The following is a 15,018-nucleotide window of genomic DNA, read 5'->3' on the forward strand; positions in this document are numbered from 1 at the left end:
TCTTGCGTAATAATTTTTAGTCCACTTTTGGTAAATACCATGAACTCGCTTTGTTCAGATGCTGTCATCGTCAATGAAACAAATGATAACTGGACCCGAATGGGAAAAGAGCTGCTTTCGCAAGCGGATATCAGAATTAATGGCTCGCGCGCCTGGGACATTCAACTTCATCATACCGGTTTCTTTAAACGGGTATTGCAACAAGGCTCGTTAGGGCTTGGCGAAAGCTATATGGAAGGCTGGTGGGACTGCGAACGGCTCGATATTCTGTTCTGCAAAATCCTGAAAGCAAAACTCGACCAGCAGATGCCAGGTAATCTGAAAGATATTTTACGCATTGCCAGCGCACGCCTGTTTAATTTGCAGTCACGTAGCCGTGCATGGATCGTCGGTAAAGAACATTATGATATTGGTAACGATCTCTTTGCGCTGATGCTTGATCCGCATATGCAATATTCCTGCGGTTACTGGAAAGACGCGACCACATTAGACGAAGCGCAAAATGCCAAATTAAAAATGATCTGCGAGAAGCTGCAGCTTAAGCCGGGTATGCGTTTACTCGATATCGGTTGTGGATGGGGCGGGTTGGCAGAATATGCGGCGCGTCATTATGGCGTGGCGGTAGAAGGCGTTACCATTTCCAAAGAGCAGCAGAAAATGGCGCAGCAGCGCTGTGAAGGGCTGGACGTTAACATTCTGCTGCAGGATTATCGCGATCTTGATAAACACTACGATCGCATTGTGTCCGTGGGGATGTTTGAACACGTCGGGCCGAAAAACTACGACACCTATTTCAGCATCGCTGACCGTTGTTTAAAACCGGATGGACTGTTCCTGCTGCATACCATTGGTAGCAATAAAAAAGGGATGAGCGTCGATCCGTGGATCAATAAATACATTTTCCCGAACGGTTGCTTGCCGGCAATTTCCCATATTGCCGAGGCCAGCGAATCACGGTTTGTGATGGAGGACTGGCATAACTTCGGCAGCGATTATGATAAAACGCTGATGGCCTGGCATGAACGCTTTAATCAGGCCTGGCCGGAGCTGTCGTCACGTTATTCCGCCACATTCAGAAGAATGTTTAATTATTATTTATGTGCCTGCGCAGGGGCTTTCCGCGCCAGAGATATTGAGCTTTGGCAGGTGCTGTTTAGCCGCGGCGTAGAGGGCGGGATCCGCGTTTATCGTTAACGTTCTGCCGGATGGCGGCGCAAGCGCCTTATCCGGCCTACATAGGTTTGCACTCGCAGGCCAGATAAGCGTAGTGCATCAGGCTGCGCAAAAGCCTTATCTGGCCTACAAAGGTTTGTACTCGTAGGCCTGATAAGCGCAGCGCATCAGGCGTATCTTCGCCAGATGGCGGCGCAAGTGCCTTATCAGGCACTTATGGCTTAGCTCAATTCACTCTCTGCCAGCGCTTTAAATACCATCGCGACGGCGTGCGCGCCGGGGTCCATATTTCCGAGCAGGCTTTCACTGCTCAGATACGATGCGCGACCCGCATTGGCTTTGCTCGACAAACAGGTTCGTTCGGCTCCCGCTTGCGCGGCGTCGAAGGCGGCCTGCAGATTTTGCGGCTGCGTGAGCAGCGAAGTCAGGGCCGGTTGCAGTGCATCAATCATGGTGCGATCGCCTTCGTCTGCGCCGCCGTAGAACTTCATCTGCGCCAGTCCCGTATTCAGGGCTTCGGCAACGTTAGCTCCCTGTTCCAGTTTCTGCCCCGCAGCGGTAAAGAAAATAGACATCAGCACACCGCTGGAACCGCCCATCACCACGGTCAGACGTTCGCCAATCAGCGCAAACAGCGTGGCAAGGTTATCCAGCGGCAACTGCTGACGATGCAACAGGCTGGCAATTTCCCGTGCGCCTGCGGCAAAGGTTGAACCGGTATCGCCATCGCCGACTTTGGCATCAAGCGCATTAAGATGGGTCTCCAGATCGGAAAGGGTTGTGGTGACAAGCTCCACAATCCCGGCCACCAGGGCGTTCGCCGAAGGCTGGAATTCCACGCGTGCGCTACGCTGAGATGACGGTACACAGCTGATTTCACGCGGTGGGACCGGCGTCGGCCAGTTACTGGTTTCCACCTCTGTGAGCAGCGCTTTTTCGATGCTCTCTTCCAGCACGATAGCCGTCAGTGAAAAGCCTTTCATATCCAGCGCGGTAACCAGCGAGGCCGGGCCAATCAGCCAGTCGATACGCGGATGCAGCGGGCTGCTGGCCAGTTCGCGGGTAATGATGGCCATTTCGGCAACAGAAACGCCGCCAAGATTGTTAATCATCACCGCCAGACGGCCGGTTTCAGGCAGGGCAGCCAGCAGTTTATCCACCATCAGGTTCACCACCTGCGCACTGTTCTGGGTGTCGATGACCGAGGCGCCTGGTTCGCCGTGAATGCCCATACCCAGCTCCGCGTGGCCCGGATGATGACGCGGGGCGGCGTCGGTTTCTTGCGGCAGATGACAGCTGGAAAGCGCAACACCCAGACTGAAGGTGTTATTGGCCGCGTATTGCGCTTCACGCAGGACGGTGGCGAGGTTGTAGCCGCGTTCGGCAAAATAGCCCGCGATTTTATGCACCAGGATGGTTCCCGCAATGCCGCGCGGGTGTTTGTTATCCGGCAGGGAGATGTCATCGCCGACAATCAGCATTTCAACGTTGTAACCAAGGCGACGGGCTTTCTCGGCGGCAAGACCGAAATTAAGACGGTCACCGGTGTAATTTTTCACGATCAACAAACAGCCCGCCTCACCGGTTACCGCCTGAATGGCGGTCAGTACCGCATCTACGCTCGGGGAAGCGAACACGTCGCCACAGACTGCGGCGGTTAGCATACCTTTACCGATAAACCCAACGTGCGCGGGTTCGTGCCCTGAACCGCCGCCGGAAATGACCGCTACGTTATTTTTGTTGAGGTCACGACGGACCACGATGCGAATGGCCGGATCGCTTTCCAGACGCGCCAGGTTATTCCACGGGCTGGCGATAATCGTACCGTCGATGACGTCGCTCACGAGATGGGTGCGTTGATTAAAAAAGAATTGAGACATAACGGCTCCTTGAGGTTGAGTGTAAGACAAACCCCCGGAAGCATGGTCATGGTGCGGAGGCGATAGAGAGATTCTGGCGAAGTCAGCGTGGAAAAAAACAACGTTAAAATGAGTTTCATTACGGAACGTTGTTATTGTTTTTTGTTCCGAAATGAAACCTAAAAGAACGGTGAACGACCACAATGCGAGCTCGCTCGACTTTTTCCTCTCGCGATGAATGCAGGTCACACGGTACTGTCAGCTTTTTTTTTACCGGTATTTTGGCAAGTGAGTGGGTAAAAGAGAAAGTGAGATTCGTCTGTGCCGGAGATTTGGTGGCAAATGAACGGATCGGGATCGCAAACCTTATATTTTTTATGGTTAAGCGTTCCAATATGAAACATGTGTTGTTTTTATCTGTTTCATATCAGAACAAAAAGACGAAAGATTTTTTTGTGCACGCCTCGCCCTACAGTTATTGCATCGCTCCGGTACCTCCCGTTTTCGCCGTCAGCATCAGGCCAAACAGGTTAACGCCAGGGCTCACCATGTAAAAACATGTACTTATTTGAGGATGAAAGGAATGCTAAAAGTTATTCAATCTCCAGCCAAATATCTCCAGGGTCCTGACGCTTCCACCTTGTTTGGTCAATACGCTAAAAATCTGGCGGACAGCTTTTTCGTGATTGCTGATGACTTCGTGATGAAGCTGGCGGGAGAGAAGGTACTAAACGGCCTGCACAGTCATGACATTAGCTGCCATGCGGAACGCTTTAACGGTGAATGTAGCCATGTTGAAATTAATCGCCTGATTGCCATTTTGAAACAGCACGGTTGCCGCGGCGTGGTTGGGATTGGTGGTGGGAAAACGCTGGATACCGCCAAAGCGATTGGCTACTACCAGAAGTTGCCGGTGGTGGTGATCCCGACTATCGCGTCTACCGATGCGCCAACCAGCGCGCTGTCCGTTATCTATACCGAAGCCGGTGAGTTTGAAGAGTATCTGATCTACCCGAAAAACCCGGATATGGTAGTGATGGACACTGCAATCATTGCCAAAGCGCCGGTACGTCTGCTGGTGGCCGGGATGGGCGATGCGCTCTCGACCTGGTTTGAAGCGAAAGCCTGTTATGACGCCAGAGCGACCAGCATGGCGGGCGGACAGTCCACCGTGGCGGCGCTGAGCCTGGCGCGCTTGTGCTATGATACCCTGCTGGCGGAAGGCGAGAAGGCACGCTTTGCCGCGCAGGCCGGCGTGGTGACCGATGCGCTGGAGCGTATTGTCGAAGCTAACACTTACCTCAGCGGCATCGGCTTTGAAAGCAGCGGTCTGGCAGGGGCGCATGCGATCCACAACGGCTTTACGATTCTGGAAGAGTGCCACCATTTGTACCACGGTGAAAAAGTCGCCTTTGGTACGCTGGCGCAACTGGTGCTGCAAAACAGCCCGATGGAAGAGATCGAAACCGTGCTGAATTTCTGTCAGAAAGTAGGCCTGCCGGTAACGTTAGCGGAAATGGGCGTGAAAGAAGACGTTGACGGCAAGATCATGGCGGTGGCAAAAGCGACCTGCGCAGAAGGTGAAACCATCCACAATATGCCGTTCCCGGTAACGCCTGAAAGCGTACATGCCGCTATTCTGACGGCAGATCTGCTGGGACAGCAGTGGCTGGCGCGTTAATCAGTCGTCGGTAGGTTTTTATCCGGCATCTTCTCCCCCTCTGACAGTCTCTGCCGGAGGGGTTGTCTATGGTTAAACAGCGGAAAGGGATATGACGGCGCACACGCATAGCATCGGGAAGGAAGTCTCTTCAGTCATTGCCCAGTCATGGCATCGTTGCAGCAAGTTTATGCAGCGGGAAACCTGGCAGGCGCCGCATCAGGCGCAAGGGCTGACCTTTGAGTCGATTTGTCGTCGCAAGACGGCGTTGCTGACGATTGCTCAGGCTGCGCTGGAAGATGCCTGGGAGTTTATGGACGGCCGCCCGTGCGCGCTGCTGATTCTGGATGAATCAGCCTGTATTCTCAGCCGTTGCGGCGATCCGCAGACGGTGGAACAGTTGGCGGAGCTTGGGTTTCGTGACGGCAGCTACTGTGCAGAAAGCATCATTGGCAGTTGTGCCCTGTCGCTGGCGACGATGCCGGGCCAGCCGACAAAAACCTCTGGCGATCAGCATTTTAAGCAGGCGCTGCATCCGTGGTCGTTCTGCTCGACGCCGGTCTTCGATAACCATGGTCGACTGTTTGGCTCCATCTCGCTGTGCTGTCTGGTGGAACATGAGTGCGTTTCTGATTTATCCCTGACGCTGGCGATTGCCAGAGAAGTCGGCAACTCTTTGCTGACCGACAGCCTGCTGGCTGAATCCAACCGCCATCTGAACCAGATGTACGGGCTGCTGGAGAGTATGGATGATGGTGTGATGGCCTGGAACGAACAGGGCGTATTGCAGTTCCTCAATGCGCGTGCGGCGCTGCTTTTGCATCTCGACGCGCAGGCCAGTCAGGGGAAAAACATTCACGATCTGCTCAATCTCCCCATGCTGCTGCGCCGGGCGATCAAACATGCCCGCGGTCTGAATCACGTCGAAGTTACCTTTGAAAGCCAGCATCAGTTTGTTGATGCCGTCATCACCCTGAAACCGATTGTTGAGGAGCAGGGCAACAGCTTTATCCTGCTGCTACATCCGGTGGAGCAAATGCGCCAGCTGATGACCAGCCAGCTCGGCAAGGTGAGCCACACTTTTGAGCAGATGTCGACTGACGATCCGGAAACCCGCCGCTTGATCCATTTTGGACGCCAGGCGGCGAGGGGAAGTTTCCCGATCCTGCTGTGCGGGGAAGAGGGTGTTGGTAAGGAGCTGCTGAGTCAGGCCATTCACAATGAAAGTGAGCGCGCTAGCGGGCCGTATATCGCCGTGAACTGTCAGCTGTATGCCAACAGCGTGCTGGGGCAGGATTTTATGGGCAGTGCGCCTACCGACGATGAAAATGGCCGGTTGAGCCGTCTTGAACTGGCGAACGGCGGCACGCTGTTTCTGGAAAAAATTGAATATCTGGCGCCGGAGCTGCAATCCGCGCTGTTACAGGTGATCAAGCAGGGGGTACTAACCCGCCTGGATGCCCGTCGGTTGATTCCGGTGGATGTCAAAGTGATCGCCACCACCACGGTTGATCTCGCCAATCTGGTGGAGCAAAACCGCTTTAGCCGTCAGCTATATTACGCGCTGCACTCTTTTGAGATAGTGATCCCCCCGCTGCGGGCGCGGCGTAACAGTATTCCCTCGCTGATTTATACGCGGCTGAATAGCCTGAAAAAACGCTTTTCATCCAGTTTGAAGATCGACGACGACGCGCTGGCACAACTGGTGGCCTATTCGTGGCCGGGCAATGACTTTGAGCTGAACAGCATTATCGAAAACATCGCCATCAGCAGTGATAACGGCCATATTCGGCTGAGCAATCTACCGGATTATCTGTTTGCCGAACGTCCTGGTCTGGAGACGGCGTCTTCACTGCTGCCAGCCAGTCTGACCTTTACCGCTATCGAAAAAGAGGCGATTATCCATGCTGCTCGCGTCACCAGCGGGCGCGTACAGGAGATGTCGCAACTGTTGAATATCGGTCGCACTACCTTGTGGCGCAAGATGAAGCAATACGACATTGATGCCAGCCAGTTTAAGCGCAAGCATCTGGACTAGTTTCTTCAATTCTCGCCATCGAGAACAGCGCGTCCGACAGTCGGTTGATGTAACGCCTGGGTTCATCGCGTAACGTCAGCGTTCTGCTCATCGCGATAAGGATCCGCTCCAGTCGGCGGGTTAGGGTTCGCGCAACGTGTAGCTGTGCCGATGGCAGATTTTTCCCCGGAATAACAAACTCTTTGAGCGGGCCGCTTTGCGCCATATTGCGGTCAATAAGCTGCTCCAGCGCCTGAATATCCTCATCGCCAATAAGCTGTTGTAAGCGAGCGAGTCCTTTCTCATCGCTGGCGAGTTCCGCACCCAGTACAAACAGCATCTTCTGCATGGCGTGCAGATCCTGGCGTAGTTCAGCCTGGTGCGTGCTGGCATAGCAGAGGCCAAGCTGGGAAATCAGTTCATCCACCGTGCCATAGGCCTCAACGCGGATGTCGTCTTTGTCGATACGGCTGCCACCAAACAGCGCGGTCGTGCCTTTATCGCCGGTTCGGGTGTAGATGCGATACATTTATTTTATCTCGCTGAAGGGAAGTACTTTGACCAGTTGACCGGCATTGGCGCCGAGGACGCGAAGCTGGGCTGCTCCGGCGCGGATATGCCCACGGATCAGCGCCCGATCCTCGGGCAACTGGGCGTGGGTTAAAGCAATATCACCCGTGGCATTAAGACCCAGACCGACACGTAGCGTTGAGCTTTTGGCCGCAAGTTTGCTCAATGCCAGCGCGCAGTCATGCTCGTCGCAACAGATTGCCCGGCAAGGGACGCCTTGCTCTTCCAGTCCCCAGCACAGCTCATCAAGCACGCGAGTATCCTGCCAGCGTGAGTGATAAAACAGATGTACGCCCGGTGATGAAAGTGACATTGCGCCCCCTGCGTTATCAGAATGCCTGACGGAAGATCTCGGCAATTTCTTTCTCGTTCCCTTTGCGTGGGTTAGAGAAGGCGTTGCCGTCCTTCAGCGCCATTTCCGCCATGTACGGGAAATCGGCTTCTTTGACGCCCAGATCGCGCAGATGCTGCGGAATGCCGATGTCAGCGGAGAGACGGGCAATGGCGTGAATGGCCAGTTCGGCGGCATCCATGGTGGAAAGTCCGTCAGTGTTTTCGCCCATAAATTCTGCGATATCGGCAAATTTCTCCGGGTTAGCGATCAGGTTATAGCGCGCCACGTGCGGGAGCAGAACGGCATTCGCCACGCCGTGTGGCATGTCGTACAGACCGCCAAGCTGATGCGCCATTGCGTGAACGTAGCCGAGGTTGGCGTTGTTGAAGGCCATGCCCGCCAGCAGAGAGGCGTAGGCCATGTTCTCGCGAGCTTTCAGGTTGCTGCCCAGCGCTACGGCCTGACGCAAGTTGCGTGCGATCAGGCGAATAGCCTGAATAGCGGCGGCGTCGGTGACCGGGTTGGCATCTTTGGAAATATAGGCTTCTACGGCGTGGGTCAGGGCGTCCATACCGGTCGCGGCGGTCAGCGGAGCGGGTTTGCCGAGCATTAGCAGCGGATCGTTAATGGAGACCGACGGCAGGTTGCGCCAGCTGACAATCACAAACTTCACTTTGGTTTTGGTATTGGTCAGTACGCAGTGGCGGGTGACTTCGCTGGCGGTACCGGCAGTGGTATTCACCGCAACGATAGGCGGCAGCGGGTTGGTCAGGGTTTCAATCCCAGCATAGCTGTAGAGATCGCCTTCGTGAGTTGCCGCGATACCGATGCCTTTACCGCAGTCATGCGGGCTACCGCCTCCAACGGTAACGATGATATCGCAATGCTCTTTGCGAAAGACCTCCAGACCATCGCGCACGTTGGTGTCTTTGGGATTTGGCTCAACGCCGTCAAAAACCACCACGTCAATGCCCGCTTCACGTAAATGGGCGAGGGTTTTATCTACCGCACCGTCTTTAATAGCCCGCAGACCTTTATCAGTAACCAGCAGCGCTTTTTTACCGCCTAACAGTTTGCAGCGTTCGCCGACAACGGAAATAGCATTGGGGCCAAAGAAGTTCACATTTGGCACCAGGTAATCAAACATACGATAGCTCATAATATACCTTCTTAGATTTAAATTATAATTCAGAGAAACAATTCAGTGCGGTTTCTGCTAATAATATGTCTTGTTCGACAGTGCCGCCGCTAACGCCAACGGCACCAATTAATTTACCGTTTAATATGACAGGTAAGCCGCCGCCGAAAATAACAATGCGCTGTTGGTTAGTAAGCTGCAAACCATATAGCGAAGCGCCAGGTTGTACCGCGTCGGTAATTTCATGGGTACCCTGACGCAGGCAGCAGGCGGTATACGCTTTATTAAGAGAGATATCACAGCTGGTGACAAACGCATCGTCCATGCGTTGCATTAGTAGCGTATTCCCGCCGTGATCCACCACGGAAAAGACCACCGGAACATTGATCTCAAGCGCTTTAGCCTCAACGGCCTGCGCCATTTTTTTTGCAGCCGCCAGCGTAATGGTGGCAATTTGTTGGCTCTTATTCACAGTCTCTCCTGAAAATGTTGTAGGGCTGAGGTCACGAAACATATCGCGCAACAGCTATTTTTATCATTGGCTTTACCTTATTTTCTCGCCGCGCATTATTAAGTCAATAGGGTGGGGTTTTCATAAAAATTAAATTCATTTCCCTGATTTTGCGTTTATTGATAATGATCATTTAACCTCGTCACAATTCACGATGGATATTCCTGAGTTGCGTTTCAATATGAAACGATGCGTTTTTATTAGGTGCCAAATTGGAACGAAATTAATTTTATTTTTTTATTGCTTGGCTCATTTAGAGTTCGGCCATTGCTGATGAAAGGCGAATGCCGGGTGTGGTGTCCCCGGTAATGCGGCCCGGCGTCCCTATTTTTTACCTTTTGAGTCAATAAATCATGAGAAGATCAAAACGATTCGAAGTGCTTGCGAAGCGGCCTGTAAATCAGGATGGGCTGATTGGCGAATGGCCTGAAGAGGGGCTGATCGCCATGGAAAGCCCTTACGATCCGGCGTCGTCGGTGAAGGTCGAAAATGGTCGTATTGTTGAGCTGGACGGTAAGAGCCGCGCCGAGTTCGACATGATCGACCGTTTCATTGCCGATTATGCCATTAACGTGGCCGAAGCTGAGCGCGCCATGCAGCTCGACGCGCTGGAAATCGCCAGAATGCTGGTGGATATCCACGTCAGTCGGGAAGAGATTATTGCCATTACCACCGCCATCACCCCGGCGAAAGCGGTGGAAGTGATGGCGCAAATGAACGTGGTGGAGATGATGATGGCGCTACAAAAAATGCGCGCCAGACGCACTCCCTCCAACCAGTGCCACGTGACTAACCTGAAAGATAACCCGGTACAGATTGCCGCCGACGCTGCTGAAGCGGGGATCCGCGGCTTTTCCGAGCAGGAAACGACGGTCGGGATCGCCCGCTACGCGCCGTTTAACGCCCTGGCACTGCTGGTGGGTTCCCAGTGCGGTCGCCCCGGTGTGCTGACGCAATGTTCCGTTGAAGAGGCCACGGAGCTGGAGCTGGGGATGCGAGGGCTAACCAGTTATGCCGAAACGGTGTCGGTGTATGGCACAGAATCGGTGTTTACCGACGGCGATGACACGCCGTGGTCCAAAGCGTTTCTCGCCTCGGCTTATGCGTCGCGTGGTCTGAAGATGCGCTACACTTCCGGCACCGGCTCGGAAGCGCTGATGGGCTATTCCGAAAGTAAATCGATGCTTTATCTGGAGTCGCGCTGCATTTTTATCACCAAAGGCGCGGGCGTACAGGGGCTGCAAAATGGTGCGGTCAGCTGTATCGGCATGACCGGCGCAGTGCCGTCAGGGATCCGCGCGGTGCTGGCGGAAAACCTGATTGCCTCAATGCTCGACCTTGAAGTGGCCTCCGCCAATGACCAGACCTTTTCCCACTCCGATATTCGCCGTACTGCCCGCACCCTGATGCAGATGCTGCCGGGTACCGACTTTATTTTCTCCGGTTACAGCGCGGTACCCAACTACGACAACATGTTTGCCGGGTCGAACTTCGACGCTGAAGATTTCGATGATTACAACATTCTGCAACGCGATCTGATGGTTGACGGCGGTCTGCGTCCGGTCACGGAAGAGGAAACCATCGCCATTCGCAATAAGGCCGCACGCGCCATTCAGGCAGTGTTCCGCGAACTGGGCCTGCCGCTGATTAGCGATGAAGAAGTCGAAGCTGCTACTTATGCTCACGGCAGCAAAGATATGCCTGCGCGTAATGTAGTTGAGGATTTGGCTGCCGTGGAAGGGATGATGAAGCGCAATATCACCGGGCTGGATATCGTCGGCGCGTTGAGTTGCAGCGGCTTCGAAGATATCGCCAGCAATATCCTCAACATGCTGAGACAGCGTGTTACCGGTGATTACCTGCAAACGTCGGCCATTCTGGATCGCCAGTTCGACGTCGTCAGCGCCGTCAACGACATCAATGATTATCAGGGACCTGGTACCGGCTATCGCATCAGTGCCGAACGCTGGGCGGAAATTAAAAATATTGCGGGCGTGGTTCAGCCCGGCTCGATCGAATAAGGCGGTACACAGTGGAATGCACAACTGAACGTAAGCCGGTTTTCACCTTACAGGTGAGCGAAGGCGAGGCGGCTAACGCGGATGAGCGCGTGGATGAGGTGGTGATTGGCGTCGGCCCGGCCTTTGATAAGTATCAGCATAAAACCTTGATTGATATGCCGCACAACGCGATTTTGAAAGAGCTGGTTGCTGGCATCGAAGAAGAGGGACTGCATGCGCGAGTAGTGAGGATCTTGCGCACCTCGGATGTTTCTTTTATGGCATGGGATGCGGCAAATCTCAGCGGCTCAGGCATTGGGATTGGTATCCAGTCGAAAGGAACCACGGTGATTCATCAGCGCGATCTGCTGCCGCTAAGTAACCTGGAACTGTTTTCTCAGGCTCCGCTGCTGACGCTGGAAACCTATCGTCAGATTGGTAAAAACGCCGCGCGATATGCACGCAAAGAGTCGCCTTCGCCGGTGCCAGTGGTCAATGACCAGATGGTGCGCCCTAAATTTATGGCCAAGGCCGCGCTGTTTCATATCAAAGAAACCAAACACGTGGTGCAGGATGCTGCGCCTGTCACGTTGCATATTGCACTGGTAAGGGAATGACCATGAACGACAACATCATGACCGCGCAGGATTACCCATTAGCCACCCGCTGCCCGGAGAAAATCCAGACGCCTACCGGCAAGCCGCTAACCGACATTACCCTTGAGAATGTGCTGGCGGGCCGCGTAGGGCCGCAGGATGTGCGTATTTCTCAGCAAACGCTGGAGTACCAGGCGCAGATTGCCGAGCAGATGCAGCGTCATGCCGTGGCGCGCAATTTTCGTCGTGCGGCAGAACTGATTGCGATCCCGGATGCCCGCATTCTGGAGATCTACAACGCACTGAGGCCGTTTCGTTCTTCGTTCGCCGAGTTGCAGGCCATTGCCGATGAACTGGAACACACCTGGCACGCCACGGTGAACGCCGGGTTTGTCCGCGAATCGGCAGAGGTATACCAGCAGAGAAATAAGCTGCGTAAAGGCAGTTAGTGACGGAGGCAGCATGCCGTTAATTGCAGGGATCGATATCGGCAACGCCACCACTGAAGTGGCGTTGGCGCAGGATGGCCGGTTTATCGGCAGCGGGATTGTCGCCACGACCGGGATGAAAGGCACGCGGGAGAATATCGCCGGGGTGGTCGCGTCCCTGCAGCAGGCGCTGGATAAAACGCCGTGGTCGCTGCAGGACGTGGCAAAAATCTGCATCAACGAGGCCGCACCGGTGATTGGCGATGTGGCGATGGAAACCATCACTGAAACCATCATTACCGAATCAACGATGATTGGCCATAACCCGCAAACGCCCGGCGGCGTTGGCGTGGGCATGGGAACTACCATCGCCGTGGAGAAGTTGGCGGCGTTGAGCGAGGATCGATTTGCCCAGGGTTGGATACCGTTGGTGGGTGAGGAGATGGATTTCCTTGAGGCGGTTTGGTTTATCAATGAAGCGCTGGATCGTGGCGTCAACGTGGTGGCGGCCATCCTGAAAAAAGATGATGGCGTGCTGGTGAATAATCGCCTGCATCGGCCAATACCGGTGGTTGATGAAGTCACTCTGCTGGAGAAGGTGCCGGAAGGCGTGCTGGCGGCGGTGGAAGTGGCGGCCCCGGGACAGGTGGTGCGGGTGCTGTCGAATCCTTACGGTATCGCGACCTTCTTTGCCCTGACCCCTGAGGAAACGCAAACTATTGTCCCCATCGCCAGAGCGCTGATTGGCAACCGTTCCGCCGTGGTGCTGAAAACCCCGCAGGGAGATGTGCGATCAAGAGTGATCCCGGCGGGTAAGATCTTTATCCGTGGTGAAAAGCGTGGCGGTGAAGCCGACGTAGCGCAAGGCGCGCAGGCCATTATGCAGGCGATGAGCGCCTGCGCGCCCGTGTGTGATATTCGTGGTGAAGCAGGCACGCACGCAGGCGGCATGCTGGAGCGGGTGCGAAAGGTGATGGCCTCGCTGACCGGTCATGACATGAACACGGTGCATATTCAGGATCTGTTGGCGGTCGATACATTTATTCCGCGCAAGGTGCAGGGCGGCATTGCCGGAGAGTGTTCAATGGAGAACGCCGTGGGCATTGCGGCGATGGTGAAAGCCGATCGCTTACAGATGCAGGCCATCGCCAGTGAGCTGAGCGCCCGGTTAAATACCCCAGTTGAAGTCGGTGGTGTGGAGGCCAACATGGCCGTAGCAGGGGCGTTAACAACGCCCGGATGCGCCGCACCGCTGGCGATCCTCGACTTAGGCGCAGGATCTACCGATGCCGCCGTCATCAATAGCGACGGCGTAGTGAAAGCGGTACATCTGGCCGGCGCGGGGAATATGGTCAGCCTGTTGATTCAAACTGAGCTGGGCTTAAGCGATGCATTTCTGTCGGAGGAAATAAAAAAATACCCGCTGGCAAAAGTGGAGAGCCTGTTCAGCATTCGCCATGAGAACGGCGCGGTGGAGTTTTTCCGCGAACCGCTCAGTCCGTCAGTATTCGCCAAAGTGGTGTACTTGAAAGAGGGTGAGCTGATCCCGGTAGATAACCAGACCTCGCTGGAAAAAATCCGTCTGGTGCGCCGACAGGCTAAAGAGAAGGTTTTTGTGACCAACTGCCTGCGCGCGTTACGCCAGGTGTCACCCGGTGGCTCTATTCGCGATATGACTTTTGTGGTGCTGGTAGGCGGTTCTTCGCTGGATTTCGAAATCCCGCAGATGATCACCGATGCGCTGGCGCATTACGGCGTTGTCGCCGGGCAGGGCAATATTCGAGGTACCGAAGGGCCGCGTAATGCGGTGGCAACTGGGCTGGTTTTAGCCGGAGAAGCAAAAAAATAGCGCAGAAAACAGCCGCGCAAGCGTTTAGCTGCGGGGTAAGTCAAATAAAGGCGATGTTCTCTTTGATATCCCGGCGGAGTTGGGTACATAGTATAAATGTGTCTCTCACGTGGTTAATTTTAAGGATAAGAGCATGCCAACAGCAATTGAGAAAGCATTGGATTTTATTGGTGGTATGAACACTTCGGCGTCAGTACCACATTCAATGGATGAAAGTACCGCTAAGGGAATCTTAAAGTATTTGCATGACTTAGGTGTGCCAGCGAGTCCGGAAGTTGTAATGGCACGGGGTGAGCAAGAGGGATGGAATCCCGAGTTCACGAAAAAAGTGGCCGGATGGGCAGAAAAAGTCGCCTCCGGTAACCGCATCCTTATCAAGAACCCAGAGTATTTTTCAACCTATATGCAGGAGCAGCTCAAAGAGCTAGTGTGAGCTGACTATCGAATTAAACTCTAACGGACGTTTCCATCCCAGGATGGCGGCGTCCAAATGGGGTTGCCATTAACATGCTGTTTTCTGAACAGGTGTATCGCGTAAATAGCTTTAGCCCCCGCCAGCCATGTTCTTCTGTGTACTCATTCAACATATTGATGCAAGCAAGTATTGATTTGTTCCAGGGCAAACTCTTTTTTGCTACATGCCAATTTCTACGGAATACCCATAAAAAAAGGACCTGCGATTTCTCGCAAGTCCTTGAGATTTGGTGGCCCCTGCTGGACTTGAACCAGCGACCAAGCGATTATGAGTCGCCTGCTCTAACCACTGAGCTAAGGGGCCGTGGCGGTGGATTATAAAGTAACTCCGCGTTGCAATCCAGACATAAGCGTACGGATGCTGTTTTTATAAGCAATGTATTTTCAGTCCGTTATACTGGTTCCTCTG

General features: G+C 54.1%; 13 protein-coding genes and 1 tRNA gene. 8 read left to right on the plus strand and 6 right to left on the minus strand.

The annotated features are described in order from the left end of the window. Nucleotides 1–39 precede the first annotated feature (39 nt). Entirely contained in the window at nt 40–1,194 is a 1,155-nt protein-coding gene (cfa, locus tag OGX96_RS04440; protein WP_048215499.1) for a cyclopropane fatty acyl phospholipid synthase, read from the plus strand. Nucleotides 1,195–1,394: 200 nt separating this feature from the next. Here the strand turns inward: cfa and OGX96_RS04445 are convergent, their stop codons facing one another. Next, complete coding sequence (locus tag OGX96_RS04445; RefSeq protein WP_198801749.1) at nt 1,395–3,053, minus strand: glycerone kinase; 1,659 nt, start codon at nt 3,051–3,053, stop codon at nt 1,395–1,397. Between the two features lie 562 nt (nt 3,054–3,615). Here OGX96_RS04445 and OGX96_RS04450 point away from each other — a divergent pair. Beyond that, on the plus strand, nt 3,616–4,713 hold the full coding sequence (locus OGX96_RS04450; protein WP_003024745.1) for a glycerol dehydrogenase: 1,098 nt from the start codon (nt 3,616–3,618) through the stop codon (nt 4,711–4,713). Nucleotides 4,714–4,804: 91 nt separating this feature from the next. After that, nucleotides 4,805–6,730 carry a dihydroxyacetone kinase operon transcriptional regulator DhaR gene (gene dhaR / locus OGX96_RS04455; RefSeq protein WP_003828512.1) on the plus strand — a complete coding sequence of 642 codons (1,926 nt, stop codon included), beginning with the start codon at nt 4,805–4,807 and terminating at the stop codon, nt 6,728–6,730. Here the strand turns inward: dhaR and OGX96_RS04460 are convergent. Genes OGX96_RS04460 through OGX96_RS04475 form a run of 4 tightly spaced genes read right to left on the minus strand, consistent with a single transcriptional unit; the run spans nt 6,708 to nt 9,223 of the window. Next, the gene (locus OGX96_RS04460; protein WP_198801750.1) at nt 6,708–7,238 is read right to left on the minus strand and encodes a cob(I)yrinic acid a,c-diamide adenosyltransferase; all 531 of its coding nucleotides are present in this window, start codon (nt 7,236–7,238) and stop codon (nt 6,708–6,710) included. The two genes, dhaR and OGX96_RS04460, sit on opposite strands and share 23 nt — an antisense overlap. Continuing rightward, nucleotides 7,239–7,592, minus strand: a complete 354-nt coding sequence (locus OGX96_RS04465) for a glycerol dehydratase reactivase beta/small subunit family protein (RefSeq protein ID WP_048225637.1) — start codon at nt 7,590–7,592, stop codon at nt 7,239–7,241. Nucleotides 7,593–7,608: 16 nt separating this feature from the next. Further along, nucleotides 7,609–8,772 carry a 1,3-propanediol dehydrogenase gene (dhaT, locus tag OGX96_RS04470; protein WP_003024734.1) on the minus strand — a complete coding sequence of 388 codons (1,164 nt, stop codon included), beginning with the start codon at nt 8,770–8,772 and terminating at the stop codon, nt 7,609–7,611. Between the two features lie 22 nt (nt 8,773–8,794). Next, nucleotides 8,795–9,223, minus strand: a complete 429-nt coding sequence (locus OGX96_RS04475; RefSeq protein WP_020996341.1) for a GlcG/HbpS family heme-binding protein — start codon at nt 9,221–9,223, stop codon at nt 8,795–8,797. Nucleotides 9,224–9,615: 392 nt separating this feature from the next. On the opposite strand from OGX96_RS04475, the gene OGX96_RS04480 reads away from it, so the two are divergent. From OGX96_RS04480 to OGX96_RS04500, 5 genes are all read left to right on the plus strand, one after another. After that, nucleotides 9,616–11,283, plus strand: a complete 1,668-nt coding sequence (locus OGX96_RS04480) for a propanediol/glycerol family dehydratase large subunit (protein ID WP_198801751.1) — start codon at nt 9,616–9,618, stop codon at nt 11,281–11,283. Between the two features lie 11 nt (nt 11,284–11,294). After that, a complete protein-coding gene (locus tag OGX96_RS04485) occupies nt 11,295–11,879 on the plus strand; it encodes a propanediol/glycerol family dehydratase medium subunit (protein WP_008785852.1) in 585 nt (194 codons plus the stop codon). A gap of 2 nt (nt 11,880–11,881) precedes the next feature. Continuing rightward, nucleotides 11,882–12,307 carry a diol dehydratase small subunit gene (locus OGX96_RS04490; RefSeq protein WP_198801752.1) on the plus strand — a complete coding sequence of 142 codons (426 nt, stop codon included), beginning with the start codon at nt 11,882–11,884 and terminating at the stop codon, nt 12,305–12,307. A 13-nt stretch (nt 12,308–12,320) separates the two neighbouring features. Further along, on the plus strand, nt 12,321–14,135 hold the full coding sequence (locus tag OGX96_RS04495) for a diol dehydratase reactivase subunit alpha (RefSeq protein ID WP_286582311.1): 1,815 nt from the start codon (nt 12,321–12,323) through the stop codon (nt 14,133–14,135). 109 nt (nt 14,136–14,244) lie between these two features. After that, nucleotides 14,245–14,568, plus strand: coding sequence for a DUF1889 family protein (locus OGX96_RS04500; RefSeq protein ID WP_001573898.1), 324 nt, complete (start codon nt 14,245–14,247; stop codon nt 14,566–14,568). Between the two features lie 269 nt (nt 14,569–14,837). On the opposite strand, the gene OGX96_RS04505 is transcribed toward OGX96_RS04500, so the two are convergent. Next, nucleotides 14,838–14,913 (minus strand) — tRNA-Ile (locus tag OGX96_RS04505). Between the last annotated feature and the right edge of the window lie 105 nt (nt 14,914–15,018).

The sequence above is a fragment of the Citrobacter sp. Cpo100 genome (assembly GCF_030332595.1).
GTDB lineage: Bacteria > Pseudomonadota > Gammaproteobacteria > Enterobacterales > Enterobacteriaceae > Citrobacter > Citrobacter portucalensis.